This is a genomic window from Kribbella sancticallisti (genome assembly GCF_039530625.1).
GTDB classification, from domain to species: domain Bacteria; phylum Actinomycetota; class Actinomycetes; order Propionibacteriales; family Kribbellaceae; genus Kribbella; species Kribbella sancticallisti.
On record NZ_BAAAOS010000018.1, the window covers coordinates 557,851 to 576,042 of the forward strand.

An 18,192-nucleotide genomic window follows, 5' to 3' on the forward strand; every position below is an offset into this window, starting at 1 on the left:
CGGGCGCGGACATACGACGAGCTCGTCTGGAAGCCAGCGTTGTTCTATGCGGGTGTAATCGCGGAGCCGAAGACGGATCGGCGTGGGCGGCGGCAGTATGTGTCGAGTCGGGAGAACGGGATGCATGCGTTGCGGCACTACTACGCGAGTATCACGCTCGCTGACGGCGTCAACATCAAGGAGCTGGCGGAGCACCTGGGCCATGGACACCCTGGGTTCACGCTGAGGCTGTATACCCACATGCTGCCCTCATCGCCCGAGCGGGCGCGGAAGGCTGTCGACTCCAGACTCTCCCGTCTCTTCTCTTTGAAATCTCACGGAGCAGTCACGGAGCAGGCCGCCGTACGCTCCCCCACTACCTCTTGGAAGCCGGGCGGCGGCCTGTACCTAGGAGACCCTGGAATCGGGCTCTGACCTGCGGAAACGTCTACCTGATGCGCATCCCCGAGATCGCGCGGGCGATCACCAAACGCTGGATTTCTGAGGTGCCTTCGAAGATGGTGTAGATCTTCGCTTGGCTGCCCGTCGCCGTCGCCTCTGCGCCGGCCGCAGGGTGGCGTGGACGACGGGCGCCGACGGCGCATGCCGGGATCGCAGCCACTCTCCCAGCCGGCGATCATTCACACGATCAATAGTTCTATTTATTGCATTTGATTCTATTTCCTGTTGTCTCTTTATTCTTTTCTTTTGGTTCTATTTTGATTGTCGTTGTCTGTTTTACGGCTCTAGCGGATGCGCATGCCCGAGATTGCGCGGGAGATCACCAGGCGCTGGATTTCGGAGGTGCCTTCGAAGATTGTGTAGATCTTTGAGTCTCGGTGCATGCGTTCTACTGGGTACTCGCGGGTGTAGCCGTTGCCGCCGAGGATTTGGATGGCTTCTTCGGTGACCTTGACGGCTACTTCGCTGGCCTTGAGTTTGGCCATGGAGCCTTCGCCGTGGCGGTAGTCGGGTTGCTGGCCGCGCATCAGGGCGGCGGACATGAAGGCGGCGCGCCAGACCAGGAGGCGGGCGGCGTCGATCTCCATTGCCATGTCGGCGAGTTTGAAGGCGATGCCCTGGTTGTCGATGATCGGGCGGCCGAACTGTTCGCGGCCCTTGGCGTAGTCCAAGGCGAACTCGTATGCCGCGCGGGCGATGCCGATTGCTTGGGAGCCGACGATGTGGCGGGTCATTTCGAAGGTTGCCATCGAGGCGTTGCCTCGGGAGGCCGTGCCGGTGTTCTCGCGGGCCTTCGCCAGGCGGGCGTCCAGCTTTTCCTTGCCGCCGAGGACGTTCGCGGCGGGGATGCGGACGTTGTCGAAGAAGACGTCGGCGGTGTGGGAGGCGCGCAGGCCGTGCTTCTTCAGCTTGGTGCCCTGCTCCAGGCCCTTCACCTCAGACTTCGGTACTACGAACGCCGCCTGCCCGCGGCTCCCCAGCGACGGATCCACGGTGGCCACCACAACGTGGATGTCAGCGATCCCACCATTAGTGGCCCAAGCCTTCTGCCCGTTGATGACCCACTCGTCCGTCTTCTCGTCGTACGTCGCCTTGGTGCGGATCGCGGACACGTCTGAGCCCGCGCCAGGCTCGGAGGAGCAGAACGCGGCAACCCGTACGTCGTCCGCCGTCCCATAGCAGCGCGGCAACCACTCGCTCCACTGCTCAGGAGTTCCGTTGGAGAAGACGGCGGAGCTCGCCAGGCCGGTGCCGACCAGGGACATCCCGATGCCGGCGTCGCCCCAGAAGAGTTCCTCCTGGACCAGCGGCATCAGCAGGCCGGACGGGTCGATGAACAGGTTGATGCTGGCGTCCATCCCGTACAGCCCGATCTTCGCGGCCTCCTGGATCACCGGCCACGGAGTCTCCTCCCGCTCGTCCCACTCCGACGCGGCCGGCCGCATCACCGAGGCGGCGAACTCGTGCGCCCAGTCCCTGACCTCGCGCTGCTCGTCGTTCAGGTTGAGGTTGAAGGTCTGCCACTCGGGCTTCGACCGCTCGGCGGCCAGTTCGCCGGCCAGGCCCATCACGTCAGCCGACACCACGGGCTTGCTGGACTCGGTCATGGTCATCGATTCCTCCGGACGAACTGCAGGGTCAAGACGGATGAACTGCGGTGTGAGAGCGGACGAACCGCGTGATTGCAAGAACGAAGCACGTGCGGGAGTGATGTTACCCATGAGTGTAACTATCGTTTGCACCGAGGGGTACCGATATGTCTAAGATCGGTGCATGAGCTCCGCGCTGCTCGCGATCGGACGCCGCCGGACCACGGCGGAGCGTCGTCGCGACCGGGAGCGGGACATCATCCGCGCCACCCGCGAGTTGTTCGACGAGCGCGGCACGATCGACGCCCAGATCGACGACATCGCCAAGCGGGTCGGTATCAACAAGGCGCTGATCTACCGGCACTTCGCCGGCAAGGAAGAACTCTTCGCGCTCACCCTGGTCGACTACCTCGGGGAGCTCGACGAGCGGCTGCAGGCCGTCGACAGTCCGCGCAAGGCGCCGATGAACCGGTTGCGATCGCTCAGCGAGGTGTTCGTCGACTTCTGCCTGGAGTATCCGGCCTTCGCCGACTGCGCGATGAGCCTGCTGCGGCGGACCGGCGAGGAGTTGTTCGGCGAGATCACCGAGCCGGTGATGGTGAAGCTCGGGGCCGCGATGGCGAGCGCTCTGGACCGGATCTCAACCATTCTCAAGGCGGGGCAGCGGTCCGGCGTCTTCGACGAGGTCGACACCGACTACCTGGCCAACCACCTCTACACGCAGACGCTCGGCGCGATGCACATGGCGCGGATGGGCCTCATCGTGTCGCGCGACGCGCCGGCCGGAGAGGCCGGTCGCCCGGGCCACCCCGTCGTGCACCAGGCAGACATCGACACCGTCCGATCAACAGCCATCACCGCGACCCTCGCCACCGCCGTCGGCCGCAAAGCCCTCCCCAGTACTACGAACGCCAAAGTGGCGGCCAAGCCAAGCAGTCCAGCAAAGCCAAGCACCACGGCCAAGCGAAGCGCCCTGGTCCAAGCCAGCACCCCGGCCAGACCAACCACCGCCGCGAAGGCCACCAGCAGACCGACCACCAAGGCCACCGCCCGGCGTAACTCACGCACCGCAGGAGAGAACCAGTGACCGAGACCCGCAAGGTGGCAGTCGTCGCCGGCAACCGCATCCCGTTCGCCCGGCAGGACAAGACCTACCGGCACGCCTCCAACTCCGACATGCTCACCGCCGCGCTGAACGGCCTGGTCGACAGGACCGGGCTAGGCGGCCAGGAGCTCGGCGAAGTGGTGGCCGGCGCCGTACTCAAGCACGCCCGCGACTGGAACATGGTCCGCGAGGTGGTCCTCGGCTCGAAGCTCGCGCCGACCACCCCCGCGTACGACATCCAGCAGGCCTGCGGCACCGGCCTCGAGGCGGCGATCCTGGTCGCGAACAAGATCGCGCTGGGCCAGATCGACGCCGGTATCGCGGGCGGTGTCGACACCGCCTCCGACGCGCCGATCGCGGTCAGCAACGAATTGCGCAACGTGCTCCTCGACCTCAACCGGGCCAGGTCGGTCCAGGAGCGCCTGAAGGTGCTGACCCGGTTGCGACCGAAGGACATCGTCCCCGAGATCCCGCGCAACGCGGAGCCGCGGACGCGGAAGTCGATGGGCGAGCACGCCGCGCTCACCGCGCTCGAGTGGGGTATCACCCGCGAGGCGCAGGACGAGCTGGCCTACCGCTCCCACATGAACTTGGCCGCCGCCTACGACCGGGGTTTCCAGCAGGACCTCATCACGCCGTACCTGGGGCTCGAGAAGGACCAGAACCTCCGGCCGGACACCACCGTCGAGAAGCTGGCGAAGCTGAAGCCTGTATTCGGCAAGGGCGAGACCGCGACGATGACCGCGGGCAACTCCACTCCCCTGACCGACGGCGCGTCGACGGTGCTGTTGTCCACTGACGAGTGGGCCGCCGAGCACGGGCTCAAGCCGCTGGCGTACCTGACCCACTCCCAGACGGCCGCGGTCGACTACGTGAAGGGCGCGGAAGGCCTGCTGATGGCCCCCGCGTACGCCGTACCGCGGATGCTCGCGCGCGCCGGCCTGACCCTGCAGGATTTCGACTACTACGAGATCCACGAGGCGTTCGCCTCCCAGGTGCTGGCCACCCTCAAGGCGTGGGAGGACCCGATCTTCTGCAAGGAGCGCCTCGGCCTCGACGCGCCACTGGGCGAGATCGACCGGGACAAGCTCAACGTGAACGGCAGTTCGCTGGCGGCGGGTCACCCGTTCGCCGCGACCGGCGGCCGGATCGTCGCCGCGCTGGCCAAGCAGCTGAACGAGAACGGCGGCGGCCGCGGCCTGATCTCGATCTGCGCCGCCGGTGGCCAGGGCGTCGTCGCCATCCTCGAACGGTGACATTCAAAAGCTTGAGAGCAGGAGCTACAGAGATGACGGATCGCTACCAGACCTTCACCCGGACGCCGCTCGGCCGGACCCTGGTGAAGAACCTGGGTCTGCCCGACCCGACCCCGCTGCCGCGCTGGACCGAGGGCTCCCCCGTGATCGAGGGCCAGGTCGTCTTCGGCGCGATCACCGAGACCGACACCGGCAAGGCGATCCAGGCCCTGCTGCGTGACTTCGGAGCAACCTTCAGTACTGCGGCCGAAGGCGTCGCGTCCAGCTCGTTGCGCCCGAAGGCCCTGGTGTTCGACGCCACCGGCGCCACCTCGACAGCGGACCTGTCCTCGCTGCAGCGCTTCTTCTCCCCGCTCATCCGCCAGCTCGGTACTGCGGGCCGCGTGATCGTCGTCGGCCGTACTCCGGAGCTGGCGGCGACACCGGAGCAGCAGGTTGCTCAGCGCGCGCTCGAGGGGTTCACCCGCTCGCTCGGCAAGGAGGTGAAGCGCGGAGCCACCGTCAACCTGGTCTATGTCGCACCTGATGCCCAGGACCAGCTCGACTCGACGCTGCGGTTCTTCCTGTCGCCCAAGTCGGCGTACGTGAGCGGTCAGGTGGCTCGCGTCGGCACTGGTCCGCTCGTCGGCAACGACCCGGCCGCACCGCTGGCCGGCAAGGTCGCGCTGGTCACCGGAGCAGCCCGCGGTATCGGCGCCGCGATCGCGCAGACGCTGGCGCGTGACGGAGCCACCGTGCTCGGCGTTGACGTACCGCAGAACGCGAACGACCTGCGCAAGGTGATGACGAAGATCGGCGGCAGCGAGTTGCTGCTCGACGTGACCGCGATCGACGCCCCGCAACGGATCGCGGCCGCCGGCGCCGACCTCGGCGGGCTCGACATCGTCGTCCACAACGCCGGCATCACCCGCGACAAGCGGCTCGCCAACATGCGCACCGAGGCGTGGGACGCGGTGCTCGACGTCAACCTGCGGGCGCCGGAGCGGATCACCGCCCACCTGCTGGAGTCCGGCGCGTTGAACGACGGCGGTTCGGTGATCGGCGTCGCCTCGATCGCGGGGATCGCCGGCAACAACGGGCAGACGAACTACGCCACCTCCAAGGCCGGCGTGATCGGCCTGGTCCAGTCGCTGGCACCTCGGCTCGCGGACCGGCAGATCCGGATCAACGCGGTCGCGCCGGGCTTCATCGAGACCGAGATGACGGCGAAGGTGCCGTTCGCGATCCGTGAGGTCGGGCGCCGGATCAACTCGCTGCAGCAGGGCGGTCAACCGGTCGACGTGGCCGAGACGATCGCCTGGTTCGCCGATCCGGCCTCCGCCGGAGTCACCGGCAACGTCGTCCGCGTCTGCGGCCAGAGCATGCTGGGCGCCTGAGATGCCCACCCGCCGGTACGACGACTCGCCGGGCTTCGGGGCGCTCTACGCGCGGACAGTTAAGGCCACACTGCGCAAAGCGGAGTACGAGCCGGACAGCGACGGCCTGACCCTCGAGCTCCCCCGTACGGCGGTCGACCAGGACCACCTGGCGGCGTACCGGGAGGTCACCGGATTCAGCGCCGGGCCTGCTCTTCCGGTCACCTATCCGCACGTCCTGGCGTTTCCGCTGCACCTGGATCTGATGTCGGACCCGTCCTTCCCGTACAAGCCAATGGGGATCGTGCACCTGTCGAACACGATCACCCAGCTCAAGCCGATCCCGATGCACGCCGAGCTCTCGATCGAGGTGCACAGCAGCCCCGAACGCCCGCACCCCAAGGGCACCATCTTCGACGTGCTGAGCTCGGTCAGCGTGGACGACGAGGTCGTCTGGACGGACTCGACCACCCTCCTCAGCCGCTCAGCTGGTACGCCCTCCGCCCATGCCGACCTGCTGCCCGACCCCGAACTTAAGCCGACAGCGTCCTGGGATCTCCGCGCGAACCTCGGCCGCCGGTACGCCGCTGCCTCGGGTGACCGCAATCCGATCCACCTGTGGAAGCTCTCGGCCCAGGCGTTCGGCTTCCCGCGCCAGATCGCCCACGGCATGTGGGCCAAGGCCGCCTGCCTGGCATCGATCCAGCGCGCCGGCGGTCTCCCCGACGCGTACACAGTCCGCGTCGACTTCCGCAAACCTCTCCTGCTGCCGTCGCGGGTCCAGTTTTCTCACCAGCGGTCCACCGACACCGTCGATTTCGCCCTCTACAGCGAGGACCAGTCGACAACGCACCTGATCGGCCAGCTACAAACCCGCTGACCGTCAACTGCTGACGAACGCTGCGCCCAGTTCCTCCATTCGTTTGACCGCGTACGCGGGATCGATCAGCGACTCAGGAGTGTGGATGCCTGGAGCCGGCGCTTCACCCTGGAGACCAAGCAATCGTTCGACTCCTAGCGCAAGGCCGAGCGCGGTCAGCGGGCGCTGTCCTGCCGGGTGGACGAGATAGCGGCAAGTGGTGACCGGCGTGCCGGCCGGACCTACTCCTTCGAGGTCGATCCGGACCTCCATCGACGGGAATTCGCCGCGGCGCCGACCTGCGGATTCACCAACGGCGAAGTCGAACCGGACGTACGGCGCACCCGTCGCGAGGGCGAGACTCGGTACGTCGAGGATTGCGATTGTCTGACCGGGGAGCACTGTGCCGTCGAGAGTGGGCACCTCCACCTGTACGTCGGCGCCGGTGACCCAGGTGAAGACGCCGTCACGGCGCTCCAATCCCGCCGAGGTGACAGCCGCCCACCGCTCCAGATCCGCCAATCCCGCGGGGCCGCCGACATCCAGTTCGTCCAGTACTGCGCCGACTCGGATGGTGTCGACCCGCTCGAACTCCCGGGCCAGGTCCAGAATCGCGAGGACGACGCTGCCGGCGCAAAAGTGGCTGGCCACCAGGACCGGCGCGGCGCTCGCACGCTGCGCGCCGGCGACGACCTCGGGCGCGATTTCGACCAGACCACTGGAGATGCTGACGTACGGCAACCCGCGCTGCTGCGCGTAGCCCAACCCGTGCAGGTGGCTGTCCCAGAGCGTGGCGACCACCGCCGAGAAGCCTTGATCCTCCGGGAGGCCGAGGTCGCGGCGTTGGATATCAACAGTGACGGCGTTTGCGGCACCGAGTTCGTCGGCGACTCGCCGCGCGCGCTCAAGGTCGCGTCCGGCGATCGTCAGTGGCAACTCCGGATGCCATTGGCGCAGGAGGGCGGCGGTTCCCGCACCTGCCTGACCAGATCCGCCCAAGATCAGTACCGGTTTCGTCTGCTCCACTACGACTCCTCTCCATTAGCTACATTTTGTAGCCTACACTTTGTAGCTTAGGCTGAGCGGTGAACGCAAGGAGGGAAATGACCACATCACCGGCACGTTTGCCCAAGGGAGCAAGGCGGGAGCAGTTGCTCGAGGCCGCTCTGGGGATCGTGCGCACCCGAGGCGCGGACGGCCTGACCCTGGTGACTCTTGCGGAGGCGGCTGGGGTGAGCAGGCCGATCGTCTACGACCACTTCGGCACCCGCGCCGGCCTCCTGATCGAGCTCTACCGACGGCTGGATGAACGCCACCAGGCCGCGGTGGTCGAGGCGTTGCGAACTGCCGCACCAAGCGCTGACGCCGTCGCCCGCGTCATGAGTACGGCGTACTTCGCCTGCGCGACCGACATGCCGGAGTTCACCGCCATCTCCGCGGCGCTGAAGGGGAATCCCGAGGTGGAGGTGCTGCAGCACGAGTTGCTTGACAGCTACACGAGCGTGATGGCGGGCGCGCTAGTGCCGTACTCTCGGCTCTCCACCGAGGCGCTTCAGTTGCGCTGCGTCGGCCTGCTGGGCGCGGCCGAGGCGATCGCCGCCGAGCTCAACCGAGGCCGGGCGACCGTCGCCGACGCGATCAACGCCTTGGCCGACCTGATCGTGGGCAACCTCGATCGCTAGTGTCCTGAGTCGACTCAGCGGCGGCCGCGGAAAGTGCGGCGAAGATCTTCGACGTACTCCGTGGGGATCTCCCACGGGATGAAGTGGCCGCCGTGCGGGTGGGCGGTGATGTTGACGTGGTTGTACCAAGCGGCTCGGTCGCTCGCGAGGAAGTGCTCTACGCGCTGCTCCGGGGTGGTGATGCCGGGTGGGTTCTCGTAGCCGACGAAGGTGATGCCGGTCGGCGCTTCGACTACAGGCGTGCGGTCGTGGGACGGGGTCCACGGGTAGCGGTTGTTGTTGGCGTAGGTGCGGATCGACGTGTCGATCGCGTTACCGGCCCAGTAGATCGTCGCGTGCGTCAGCAGGTCGTCCTTGCTGAACACCTTCTCCAGGTCGCCGCCGTTGTCGGACCAATGGGCCCAGCGCGCCAGGATCCACGCCAGCATGCCGACCGGAGAGTCCGTGAGCGCGAAACCCAGTGTGGAGGGATCAAGAACGTGCGCGGCCAGGTGGACCGCGAACCGCTTTTCCCAGGAGACAATCTGGGCGTGGATGTCGTCCGGGAGTCCCTCCGGCAGCGGTTTACCGCCGCTCAGGTCCCAGGCGCGGTCGCCGTTGAAGAAGTCGAGCTTGAGTGCCGACCCGATGTGGATCGCGTGCAGTTCGTCGGCGTACTTGTGGCCGAGCTGGCCTGTCACCAGCGCGCCGACGTCGTTCCCGGCGGCGGCGTACTTCTCATGACCGAGCACCCCGGTCATGAGCTCGTGCCACACATCCGCGATCTTCCAGAAGTTCATGTCCGGCTGATCCGTCAGCGGCGTCGAGAACCCGAACCCCGGCAGCGACGGCACGATCACGTCGAACGCGTCCGCGGGATCACCGCCGAAAGAACCCGGATCGGCCAGCGGGTCGATCACCTTCGACCAGTGCCAGAACGTCCACGGCCAGCCGTGGCTCAGGATCAGCGGCGTCGGATTCGGGCCGACTCCCGGTTTGCGCAGGAAGTGCACCGGTACTCCGCCGACGTCCACGCGATAGTGCTCGTACGCGTTGATCGCCCGCTCCGCGGCGCGCCAGTCGAACTCGTCGGCCCAGTACTCCACCAGCTCCTGCAGATACGCGCGGCGTACGCCGTAGTACCCGTCCTCGTTGCCCGCGTCGAGCGGCCACTTGGTCGCCGTCAACCGCCGGCGCAGGTCATCCAGCACCTCGTCCGGCACGTGGATCGGCGTTTGCTCGAGCATCAGGCCTTCCCTTCGATCTCGACCAGCCGGTCCAGCACCCGGGCTGTACCGGCGAGCACTTCACGTTCTTCGTCGGTCAGCTGATCGACCAATCGGGTGAGATTCGCGACGCGGTCTTCGTGCCGGGAGCGCACGATTTCCTCGCCCTCAGCCGTCAGCGAGAGCAGAATCGCCCGACCGTCGCGGGGATCGGGACGGCGCGCCACGAGCCCGTCCTGCTCCAGCTTCGCGACCAGGCTGGTCAGCGCGGGCTGCTTCAGCTGCTCGGTGGTGGTCAGATCGGTCAGCCGCAGCGGCCCGCGCCGCTGCAACGTGTGCAGCACGGACAGCGCCGAGAAGTTGAGCCGCCGGACGGCCGGCAACCGGATGAAGATCGTGTTGAAGTTCTCGATCGCGGTTGCCAACTCGTCGACGTTCACCTTCCCGAGGTTACATCAAATTTCGATGTAGTGGATCGACGGCGGCCACCAACTCCCGCAGTACGGCCGAGGCGTCCGCGGCATCGCGCTGCTTGCCGTCGCGTTCGCGCAGGGCGACCTGGTACGCCGCCGCCTCGCGCGCGCCGATCACGGCCTGGAACGGAGCCAGGCGGTTCTCCCGGATCCGCGCACCCAGACTCCCCTCCTCGGAGTACGCGATCTCCGCGCGGAGACCCAGGTCGCGCGCAAGGCGCAGTACGTCGGCCGCAGCCTTCTCCTCCTTCTCCGAGATCGGCAGTACGACCAGCTGCACCGGCGCGAGCCAGGCCGGGAACGCCCCGCCGTGTACTTCGATCAGCTGGGCGACGGCGCGCTCGATGCTGCCGACGATCGCGCGGTGCACCATCGCCGGCCGATGCTTGTTGCCATCGGCCCCCATGTACTCGAGCCCGAACGCGGACGGCTGGTGGAAGTCGACCTGGACGGTGGACAGGGTGGACTCGCGCCCGGCCGAGTCCTCGATCTGGATGTCGATCTTCGGACCGTAGAACGCGGCCTCACCGGGTGCTTCCTCGTAGTCGATCCCAGCACCGTCCAGCACGTCCCTCAGCAGCTGAGCCGCGCGCGCCCAGTTCTCCCCGTCGCCGACGTACTTGCTGTCGGGATCGCCGAGCTTCGCGTCCTCCGCCGGCATCGAGAGCAGGTAACGCGACGCGCTGATGCCGAGGTCGCGGTACGCCTGATTGATCAACTCCAGCGCGGCGCCGGCCTCCTCGGCGACCTGGTCCAGGCTGCAGAAGATGTGCGCGTCATTGAGCTGCATCGCACGGACTCTGGTCAGCCCACCGAGGACACCGGACAGCTCGGACCGGTACTGGCCGCCGAGCTCCGACATCCGCAGCGGAAGCTCCCGATAGCTGTGCGCCCGCGAGCGGAACATCAACGCATGGTGCGGACACAGACTCGGCCGCAGCACCACCTGCTCCCCACCGATGTCCATCGGCGGATACATATCCTCGCTGTACTTCGCCCAGTGGCCCGAGATCTCGTAGAGCTCGCGCTTGCCGAGGACGGGTGAATAGACCTGCTGGTAGCCGGCTCTTCGCTCGACGTCGACGATGTACCGCTCGAGCGCCTGGCGAATCGCGGCACCAGCCGGCAGCCAGTACGGCAGACCCGCGCCGATCAACGGATCCGAGTCGAACAGGCCGAGCTCGCGGCCTAGCTTGCGGTGGTCGTACATGGTGTGAACTCCTCGAGATGGTGAGGCGAGTGTCCACATGGCGAAGCCCCGGGCACTCGCCCGGGGCTTCGAATAAGACAGACAGCTGTCAGCGCACCGGGACGTACTCCGGCGTCGTCGTCACTACTGCGCGCTGCAACATGAAACCGAGAATAGCAGGTGCTTTGAGGAGCTATCCGCGCCCGCTGGGGGTGGCGGCGTCGACCGGCGGTTTGCCCGCGCGCGCCATCAAGCAGGCGAGGCTCTCCGACGCCTGCGCTGTCATGCTCCGACAGCGGAAGCCGGTTCGGACGACAGCAACCGCGTTCGCCGGCGGGCGCCCGGCCGGCCCATGGGCGAGGGGGAGCGGGTGGGGAGGCTTCGCGTCAGGCCCGGCCGAGGACGCAGAACTCGTTGCCTTCCGGGTCGGTCAGAACCTTCCAGGGGAAGTCGCCCCGGCCTAGGTTGGCGGGCGTCGCGCCGAGGGTCTCAAGCCGGGCCACCTCCGCCGCTTGAGCGTCAACGGGGTCGGGCAGCAGGTCGAGATGGATGCGGTTCCAGCTGTCCTTCACGTGGGGCGTACTGAGGAACTCCAGATACGGGCCGACACCCCTGGCGGAGCGCAGCAGCGCATGATCGTCGATCACCTCGTGCGGGGTCCAGTCCATCGCCTCGCCCCAGAACCGGGCCATCGCCCGCGGATCCGCGCAGTCGACGACCACCGCGGCGATCGGCCCGGTGTCCCGGTAGATCTCGCGAGGCTCCAGGACGCAGAACACGTTGCCCTCCGGGTCGGCCAGAACTGTCCGCGGAAGGTCGCCCTGGCCCCCATCGACGGGCGTCGCGCCGAGTTCCTTCAGGCGCGCGACCAACTCCGCGTGATGGGCTGCAGAGGTGGTGGCGAGTTCGATGTGCGCGCGGTCTTTCACTGTTTCGGGGTCCGGGACGGCGATCACATCGATGCTGACACCGGCGGGGACCGGCCAGGCGGAACCCACGGGCATGACGCTGGTCGCACCGGGTTCCTCACTGGAAACACCCCAGTCGAGCGCCTCCCCCCAGAACCGGCCCAGCGCCGAGTCATCCCCGGCCTTGAAATTCACCTGAACAAGCTGCAGCGCCATGCCGCCAACCCTATAGATCTGACAGTCGAACCCGCCGAATCCAGACGCCGGCCGGAAGCCGATCACGAGCTCACCAGGCCGACCGACTTGGTTCGAGCCACCAAGGGGCGGGCGGGTGGTGCCATCCGTACGCCGAACCGCCCCTGGGGGCACCGACGAGCGTGCTTAGTCGTCTAGGTCTAGGCCTACCGGGCGGATGAGGCCTTCCTGGGCTACCGAAGCGGCAAGGCGGCCGTCTTGGGTGAAGAGGCGGCCGGTGGCGAAACCCCTTGCACCCGAGGCAGAAGGAGACGCCTGGTCGTACAGGAGCCACTCGTCGGCGCGGAACTCGCGGTGGAACCACAGGGCGTGATCAATTGAAGCCGGCTGGATGCGCTTGTCGCCGATGATGATGCCGTGCGGCAGCAAGCTTGCCCCGAGCAACGTCAAATCGCTTGCGTAGGCCAGAACACAAGCATGCAAGGCCGGATCATCAGCAAGCTTGCCTGCGGCCCTGATCCAGAACTGCCGACCGGTCAGACCAGCCAGCCGTACGTCGAGCGCAGCCCACTCCTTGTTCCAGTCCTCGGCCTTGCGACCGCTCGCCGCTTCGAAGACCGACGCGAGCGTCGGCGCCTCGTCCGGCGGGACCAGATCGGTCGGCATCGGGTCGGAGTGATCCAGACCGCGCTCGGGAACCTGATAGGACGCCGACATGTAGAAGATCGTCTTGCCGTTCTGCGACGCGACCACCCGGCGGCTGCTGAACGACCGCCCGTCCCGGATCAACTCAGGCTCGTACACGATCGGCACCGACGTATCCCCCGGCCGCAGAAAGTACCCGTGCAGCGAGTGCACGATCCGGTCAGGCTCGACCGTCGCACTCGCCGCGGCCAGCGCCTGGCCGAGCACCTGCCCGCCGAACACGCGCTGCGCGGATGTCTGGGGCTGCCGGCCACGGAACTGGCCGGTGTCGAGCTTCTCCAGGTCGAGCAGGTCGACCAGATCCTCCAAGGACTCGGGCATGCCTCATCCTGACAGTTCCCACCCGTACGCCGGGCCGCGCGGTTCGCAGTACGGGTGTGGGACCGCTCACGTGGGCCTTTCGGTGAGCTTTCGGTCGCTCCTTGTAAGTTGGTGAACGCTCAACCATCAAACGACCGACTGACAGGAGTAGCTGTGAGCCGTCTCCGCACGCTGAACCGCCCGGTGCACGCATCCCGGGACCTGGTCCTGCTGATCGCCCGCGTCGGCCTGGGTGTCGTCTTCATCGCCCACGGCTGGCAGAAGTTCAGCACGAACGGCCTGGACGCCACCGCGGCCGGCTTCGACCAGATGGGCGTGCCCGCTCCGACGCTGTCGGCGTACTACGCCGCCGGGGTCGAGCTGATCGGCGGCGCCGCGCTGATCCTCGGCGTGCTCACCAGCGTGGCCGGCCTGCTTCTCGCGGTGGACATGGCCGGTGCGTTCCTCTTCGTCCACGCTTCCAAGGGCGTCTTCGTGGCAGCCGGCGGCTGGGAACTCGTGGTCGTTCTCGGGCTGTTCGCGCTCACGATCGCCACGGTCGGCGCCGGACGCTTCTCCCTCGACAACGCGCTCACCCGCAGTACGGCCGGCCGCGCCAGCGTCTCCGCCTAACCGAACGCACTGGGCAAAACCACTGCCCAAGCGAGAACGCGGCGGCCGGGCACCTGAGTGCACCGGCCGCCGCGTCGCGCAAGAAGAAGGTCTTAGTTGTCGTCTTCGCGGTTCAGTTCGGCGAGGAACTGCTCAACCTCAGCGCCGAGCTCCTCAGCGGACGGAGTCGAACCAGCCAGCAGACTCCCCCGGCTGACCGACCCAGCAGCCGCGTCGTACTGCGTTTCGAGGGCGTTCACCACGCTCGCCGCCTCATCGGACGCCTCGATCTGCTCGTCGACCATGCGCCCGGTGACCGCGGCCTCGTCGAGGAGCGCCTTGCTGGGGAGCAGCAGTCCGGTCGCGGCGGAGATCGCGTGGACCAGAGCCAGTGCCGCACCCGGGAAGCGGTTCTCGGCCAGGTAGTGCGGGACGTGCACCGCGAAGCCCATCGCGTCCTTGCCGGCCTCGCCGAGGCGGACCTGCAGCATCGTCGCCGCGCTCGCCGGTAGGCGCATCTCGCCGTCCCAGATGTTCGAGCGGGTCACGAGTTCGGGGCGCGTCGCGTGAGACGTCAGGCCGAGCGGACGGGTGTGCGGAACGCCCATCGGGATGCCGTGGACGCCGACGGTCAGGGTGACGTTGTAGTGCTCGATCAACTGCCGCACTGCACCGGCGAACCGGTTCCAGTGGTTGTCGGGCTCGACGCCCTCCAGCAGCAGGAACTCCACGCCGGCATCGTCCTTCATCAGGTGCAGGGACAGCTGCGGCGGGGTGTAGTCGATGAACCGGTCCTCGGCGAACGTCACCTCGGGCCGGCGGGCGCGGTAGTCGTGCAGGAGGTCCACGTCGAACCGCGCGAGCAGCCGATGGTCAAGGACCTCGAGAAGGTGATCGGCGGTCACGCGGCCGGCCTGGCCGGCGTCCATGAACCCGTCGAGGGAATGCACCAGCACCTTCGGCGTCGCCGCCGGGCCGGTCGCCACCGACTCGTCGACGATCTCGTAGAGGTCGTCCGGTCGCAGCATCTTGATCTCCTTCTCACTGGCCAACAGGGCGGGTAGGCCCCTCTATCCTGCCTTCACAGAAGACAACGTCACTCCGGCGGGCAGGAATTCCGGCTGACGAGATCTTTGTCTCCTCCCCACTTCTCCCCGCCCGGCGGCCTCTCGGGGGTCAACCCCTGAGAGGGTTGGTTGCCTCGCGGGAAACCGAGGGGGCAACCCTGCCTTTGCGGGGTTAACCCCTGAGAGGGCGGCGTCGGCGGGGTGTCCGGAAGTGGACACTACATGGGCAGGACGAGCGGTTTCGGAAAGCGCTTGCTAGCGTGCTCCTGTGCGTACTGAACCGACCTCCGTCTCCCCCGCCCCGCCGGCCGCGACCGCTGAGGCGTCCGGGCAGCCGACCGTGATGCTGGCGATGAACGAGTCCAGCCGGGTACGAGTGCTGGTTCCAGCGATCCGCGACCGCCTGGACCAGGTCGCCCGTGTCCTCCCGGTCGGACCCGGCGACAGCTTCCTCGAAGACAACGCCGTCCGCGCGGCGTTGAGCGAGGTCGACGTACTACTGACCGGCTGGGGCTGTCCCGCGATCACCCCTGAGGTGCTCAACGCCGCACCGAAGTTGAAGGCGATCATCCACGCGGCCGGCTCGGTGAAGGGGTTCGTCGACCCGGCCGCCTTCGAGCGGGGCATCCAGGTGTCATCCGCAGTGGTCGCGAACGCGTTGCCAGTGGCCGAGTTCACCGTCGCCACGATCGTGCTCAGCGGGAAGCGGGCCTTCCGCCTCGGCGCGGAGTACAAGCTGAGCAAGCACAAGCCGGACCCGAGCCAGCTGCCAGGCAACTACGGCACCACCGTGGGTCTCCTCGGAGCCTCCCGGATCGGACGGATGGTCGCGGAGCGCCTGCGGGCGTTCGACCTCGAAGTACTGATCAGCGATCCGTACCTGACTGCCGCCGAGGCCGCGGAGCTCGGCGCTGAGCTGGTCGAACTGGACGCGCTGTTCAGCCGGAGCGACATCCTCAGCGTGCACGCGCCACTGCTGCCGGAGACGGTCGGGCTGGTCGACGCGCGACTACTCGGTCTACTGAAGGACGGCTCGGTGCTGATCAACACCGCCCGCGGTCGGATCGTCGACGCCGCGGCGCTGGAGCACGAGTGCCGATCGGGACGGATCGACGCGGTACTCGACGTCACCGATCCGGAGCCGCTGCCGCCCGACTCGCCGCTGCTCGAACTGCCCAACGTCTTCGTCACCCCGCACCTGGCCGGCGCCGTCGGCAACGAAGTCGCCCGCTTGGGCGAGCTGGCCGTCAGCGAACTCGAGCGGTTCGCCGCGGGCGCTCCTCTGCACCACGCCATCAGTCCCGCCGAACTCGGGAGAATCGCATGACCCGCCTCGTGCTGCCTGACACCGACCGCGTCCTGTCCCGTCAGACCGGCTGGGTCCGCGCTCACTGGGAGGCGCTGGCCGACCACCTGCTCGACTCGCTCGTCCCGTACGTCTCCCCCGGCGCCGCCCGCGTCGTGCTTCCCGGCCGTCCGAGCCGTTCCGGCACCGACTCGGACGAACTGGAAGGTTTCGCGCGGTCGTTCATGCTCGCCGCCTTCCGGATCGCGGGCGTCCGCGGCGAGGGTTGCGAGAAGCTGATCGAGCGGTACGCGCGCGGCGTGGCGAACGGCGCGAACCCGGACCACCCGGAAGCGTGGCTCCGCCTCACCCCGCGCTCGCAGCAGATGGTCGAGGCGGCCGCGATCGCCGTCGCCCTGCACGAGTCGCGCGAGTGGATCTGGGACCGGCTCGACAGCCGCGCCCAGGAGCACGTCGCCGAGTGGCTCGGCGGCTTCATCGGGTCCACCACGCACGACAACAACTGGCGGCTGTTCCAGGTAGTGAGCGAGCAGTTCCTCGCCTCCGTCGGCGCGCCGTACTCGCAGGAGGACATCGACGGCGGGCTCGACCGGATCGAGGACTGGTACGTCGGCGACGGCTGGTACTCCGACGGCGACGGGCAGAACTTCGACAACTACATCGGCTGGGCGATGCACCTCTACCCGGGCCTGTGGACCCGGATGGCGGCGGCCACCCCGGGAGCGCAGTACGACGATCGCCTGAAGGTGTACCGGGAGCGGCTGAGCCTGTTCCTCGAGGACGCGGTTCACCTGGTCGGCAACGACGGCGCGCCCATCTACCAGGGCCGTTCGCTGACCTACCGGATGGCCGCGGCGACGCCGTACTGGATGGGCCAGATTCTCGACGCCACCCCGCTCTCGGCCGGCGCCACCCGTCGGCTGTGCTCCGGGATCGCGCGGCACTTCGTGCAGCACGGCGTACCGGATGATCGTGGGTTGCTCACGTTGGGCTGGTACGACACGTTCCTGCCGACGACTCAGGCGTACTCCGGACCTGGTTCGCCGTACTGGGCTTCGAAGGGCTTCATCGGGTTGCTGCTGCCCCCGGAACACCCGGTGTGGGCCGACCCGGAGGAGACGGTGCCTTTGGATGAAGCGGACCAGGTACGAGCGATGCCCGCGCCTGGCTGGCTCGTCCACGCGAGCCGCCACGACCAGGTGGTCCGACTGATCAACCACGGCGCCGACCACGCACCGCCGGCCGAGCCTGAAGGTGTCGAGGCTGCGGGAGATCCGCACTACGACCGGCTCGCGTTCGCGAACCACGCCGGTCCCGAGATCTCCGACGCCGCCTCGCTGCAGCGCGTCGACAACCTGACGTCGCTGGTCGACCAGAACGGCAAGTCGAGCTATCGGGGTCGGATCCGGCGGCTGGGAATCGGCGCTCGCTCGGCCTCCTCGTGGCACAAAGCCTGGCTCGGCACCGAGGGACCGTGGCGGATCGAGACCACATCAGTGGTGCACGGCGGCTGGGAGATCCGCTGCTCACTCGTCGAAGGTCCCGCGGGTGCACTGATCCGCAGCGGCGGCTACGCGGTGGCCGGGGACTCATTGCCCACAGCAACCGTTGGCGCCAGGCCCGCGTGGGCTTCCGCACGGAACGCGGACGGCCTGATGGCCGCTGTCGTCAACCTGCACGGGTACGACGAAGCCGGCGTGCACCGCGATCTCGGCGCCAACCCGTTCGGGCCGCACTCGGCGACGCCGTACCTGACCGTGTCGCACCCCGGCGAGCCACTGGTCCTCGTGCACGCGGTGCTGCTGACCCGCGACGCGATCCGCCCGGAAGCACTCGCCGAGGGCATCGACATCGTCGTGGCCGGTCAGGAGATCACCCTCACCCTCCCCGGCTACGACACCGAACTGGTGCGGTTGGGGAACCACTGATCTCGTAGTGTGACGAC

Annotated in this window: 17 protein-coding genes; 8 read left to right on the top strand and 9 right to left on the bottom strand. The window is 67.7% G+C overall.

What is annotated here, in order from left to right:
* Nucleotides 1–427: 427 nt before the first annotated feature.
* Entirely contained in the window at nt 428–601 is a 174-nt protein-coding gene (locus ABD255_RS43670) for an acyl-CoA dehydrogenase family protein (protein ID WP_425554408.1), read from the bottom strand.
* 124 nt (nt 602–725) lie between these two features.
* Nucleotides 726–2,054: an acyl-CoA dehydrogenase family protein gene (locus ABD255_RS12960; RefSeq protein ID WP_344213328.1), complete on the bottom strand. Its 1,329-nt coding sequence runs from the start codon at nt 2,052–2,054 to the stop codon at nt 726–728.
* A gap of 160 nt (nt 2,055–2,214) precedes the next feature.
* Between ABD255_RS12960 and ABD255_RS12965 the strand changes: the two genes are divergently transcribed.
* The 4 genes from ABD255_RS12965 to ABD255_RS12980 are packed head-to-tail and all read left to right on the top strand — an operon-like array spanning nt 2,215 to nt 6,626.
* Nucleotides 2,215–3,117, top strand: coding sequence for a TetR/AcrR family transcriptional regulator (locus ABD255_RS12965; protein WP_344213330.1), 903 nt, complete (start codon nt 2,215–2,217; stop codon nt 3,115–3,117).
* Nucleotides 3,114–4,391, top strand: a complete 1,278-nt coding sequence (locus ABD255_RS12970) for an acetyl-CoA C-acetyltransferase (RefSeq protein WP_344213332.1) — start codon at nt 3,114–3,116, stop codon at nt 4,389–4,391. The genes ABD255_RS12965 and ABD255_RS12970 overlap by 4 nt, the downstream gene beginning before the upstream one ends.
* Before the next feature lie 32 nt (nt 4,392–4,423).
* Nucleotides 4,424–5,767 carry a 3-oxoacyl-ACP reductase gene (locus ABD255_RS12975; RefSeq protein WP_344213334.1) on the top strand — a complete coding sequence of 448 codons (1,344 nt, stop codon included), beginning with the start codon at nt 4,424–4,426 and terminating at the stop codon, nt 5,765–5,767.
* A gap of 1 nt (nt 5,768) precedes the next feature.
* A complete protein-coding gene (locus tag ABD255_RS12980; RefSeq protein ID WP_344213336.1) occupies nt 5,769–6,626 on the top strand; it encodes a MaoC family dehydratase in 858 nt (285 codons plus the stop codon).
* Between the two features lie 3 nt (nt 6,627–6,629).
* Here ABD255_RS12980 and ABD255_RS12985 read toward each other — a convergent pair whose 3' ends face one another.
* A complete protein-coding gene (locus ABD255_RS12985; protein WP_344213338.1) occupies nt 6,630–7,631 on the bottom strand; it encodes a saccharopine dehydrogenase family protein in 1,002 nt (333 codons plus the stop codon).
* 77 nt (nt 7,632–7,708) lie between these two features.
* Between ABD255_RS12985 and ABD255_RS12990 the strand changes: the two genes are divergently transcribed.
* Nucleotides 7,709–8,287, top strand: coding sequence for a TetR/AcrR family transcriptional regulator (locus tag ABD255_RS12990; RefSeq protein WP_344213340.1), 579 nt, complete (start codon nt 7,709–7,711; stop codon nt 8,285–8,287).
* 14 nt (nt 8,288–8,301) lie between these two features.
* Here the strand turns inward: ABD255_RS12990 and ABD255_RS12995 are convergent, their stop codons facing one another.
* The 5 genes from ABD255_RS12995 to ABD255_RS13015 all read right to left on the bottom strand — a co-directional run bounded on the left by ABD255_RS12995 (nt 8,302) and on the right by ABD255_RS13015 (nt 13,283).
* Nucleotides 8,302–9,513: an epoxide hydrolase family protein gene (locus ABD255_RS12995; protein ID WP_344213342.1), complete on the bottom strand. Its 1,212-nt coding sequence runs from the start codon at nt 9,511–9,513 to the stop codon at nt 8,302–8,304.
* Nucleotides 9,513–9,932, bottom strand: a complete 420-nt coding sequence (locus ABD255_RS13000; RefSeq protein WP_344213344.1) for a MarR family winged helix-turn-helix transcriptional regulator — start codon at nt 9,930–9,932, stop codon at nt 9,513–9,515. Before ABD255_RS13000 ends, ABD255_RS12995 begins: the two co-directional genes overlap by 1 nt.
* Nucleotides 9,933–9,942: 10 nt before the next feature.
* Nucleotides 9,943–11,175 carry a threonine--tRNA ligase gene (gene thrS / locus ABD255_RS13005; RefSeq protein WP_344213346.1) on the bottom strand — a complete coding sequence of 411 codons (1,233 nt, stop codon included), beginning with the start codon at nt 11,173–11,175 and terminating at the stop codon, nt 9,943–9,945.
* Between the two features lie 365 nt (nt 11,176–11,540).
* Complete coding sequence (locus ABD255_RS13010; protein ID WP_344213348.1) at nt 11,541–12,344, bottom strand: VOC family protein; 804 nt, start codon at nt 12,342–12,344, stop codon at nt 11,541–11,543.
* 99 nt (nt 12,345–12,443) lie between these two features.
* Entirely contained in the window at nt 12,444–13,283 is an 840-nt protein-coding gene (locus tag ABD255_RS13015) for an acyl-CoA thioesterase (RefSeq protein ID WP_344213350.1), read from the bottom strand.
* Between the two features lie 153 nt (nt 13,284–13,436).
* Between ABD255_RS13015 and ABD255_RS13020 the strand changes: the two genes are divergently transcribed.
* Nucleotides 13,437–13,895, top strand: a complete 459-nt coding sequence (locus tag ABD255_RS13020; RefSeq protein WP_344213352.1) for a DoxX family protein — start codon at nt 13,437–13,439, stop codon at nt 13,893–13,895.
* Between the two features lie 92 nt (nt 13,896–13,987).
* Here the strand turns inward: ABD255_RS13020 and ABD255_RS13025 are convergent, their stop codons facing one another.
* Complete coding sequence (locus ABD255_RS13025; protein ID WP_344213354.1) at nt 13,988–14,902, bottom strand: proteasome assembly chaperone family protein; 915 nt, start codon at nt 14,900–14,902, stop codon at nt 13,988–13,990.
* Between the two features lie 307 nt (nt 14,903–15,209).
* Here ABD255_RS13025 and ABD255_RS13030 point away from each other — a divergent pair, with 307 nt between their 5' ends.
* Both ABD255_RS13030 and ABD255_RS13035 read left to right on the top strand, forming a co-directional pair.
* Nucleotides 15,210–16,268 carry a hydroxyacid dehydrogenase gene (locus ABD255_RS13030; RefSeq protein WP_344213356.1) on the top strand — a complete coding sequence of 353 codons (1,059 nt, stop codon included), beginning with the start codon at nt 15,210–15,212 and terminating at the stop codon, nt 16,266–16,268.
* Nucleotides 16,265–18,175 carry a DUF2264 domain-containing protein gene (locus tag ABD255_RS13035; protein ID WP_344213358.1) on the top strand — a complete coding sequence of 637 codons (1,911 nt, stop codon included), beginning with the start codon at nt 16,265–16,267 and terminating at the stop codon, nt 18,173–18,175. Before ABD255_RS13030 ends, ABD255_RS13035 begins: the two co-directional genes overlap by 4 nt.
* Nucleotides 18,176–18,192 lie beyond the last annotated feature (17 nt).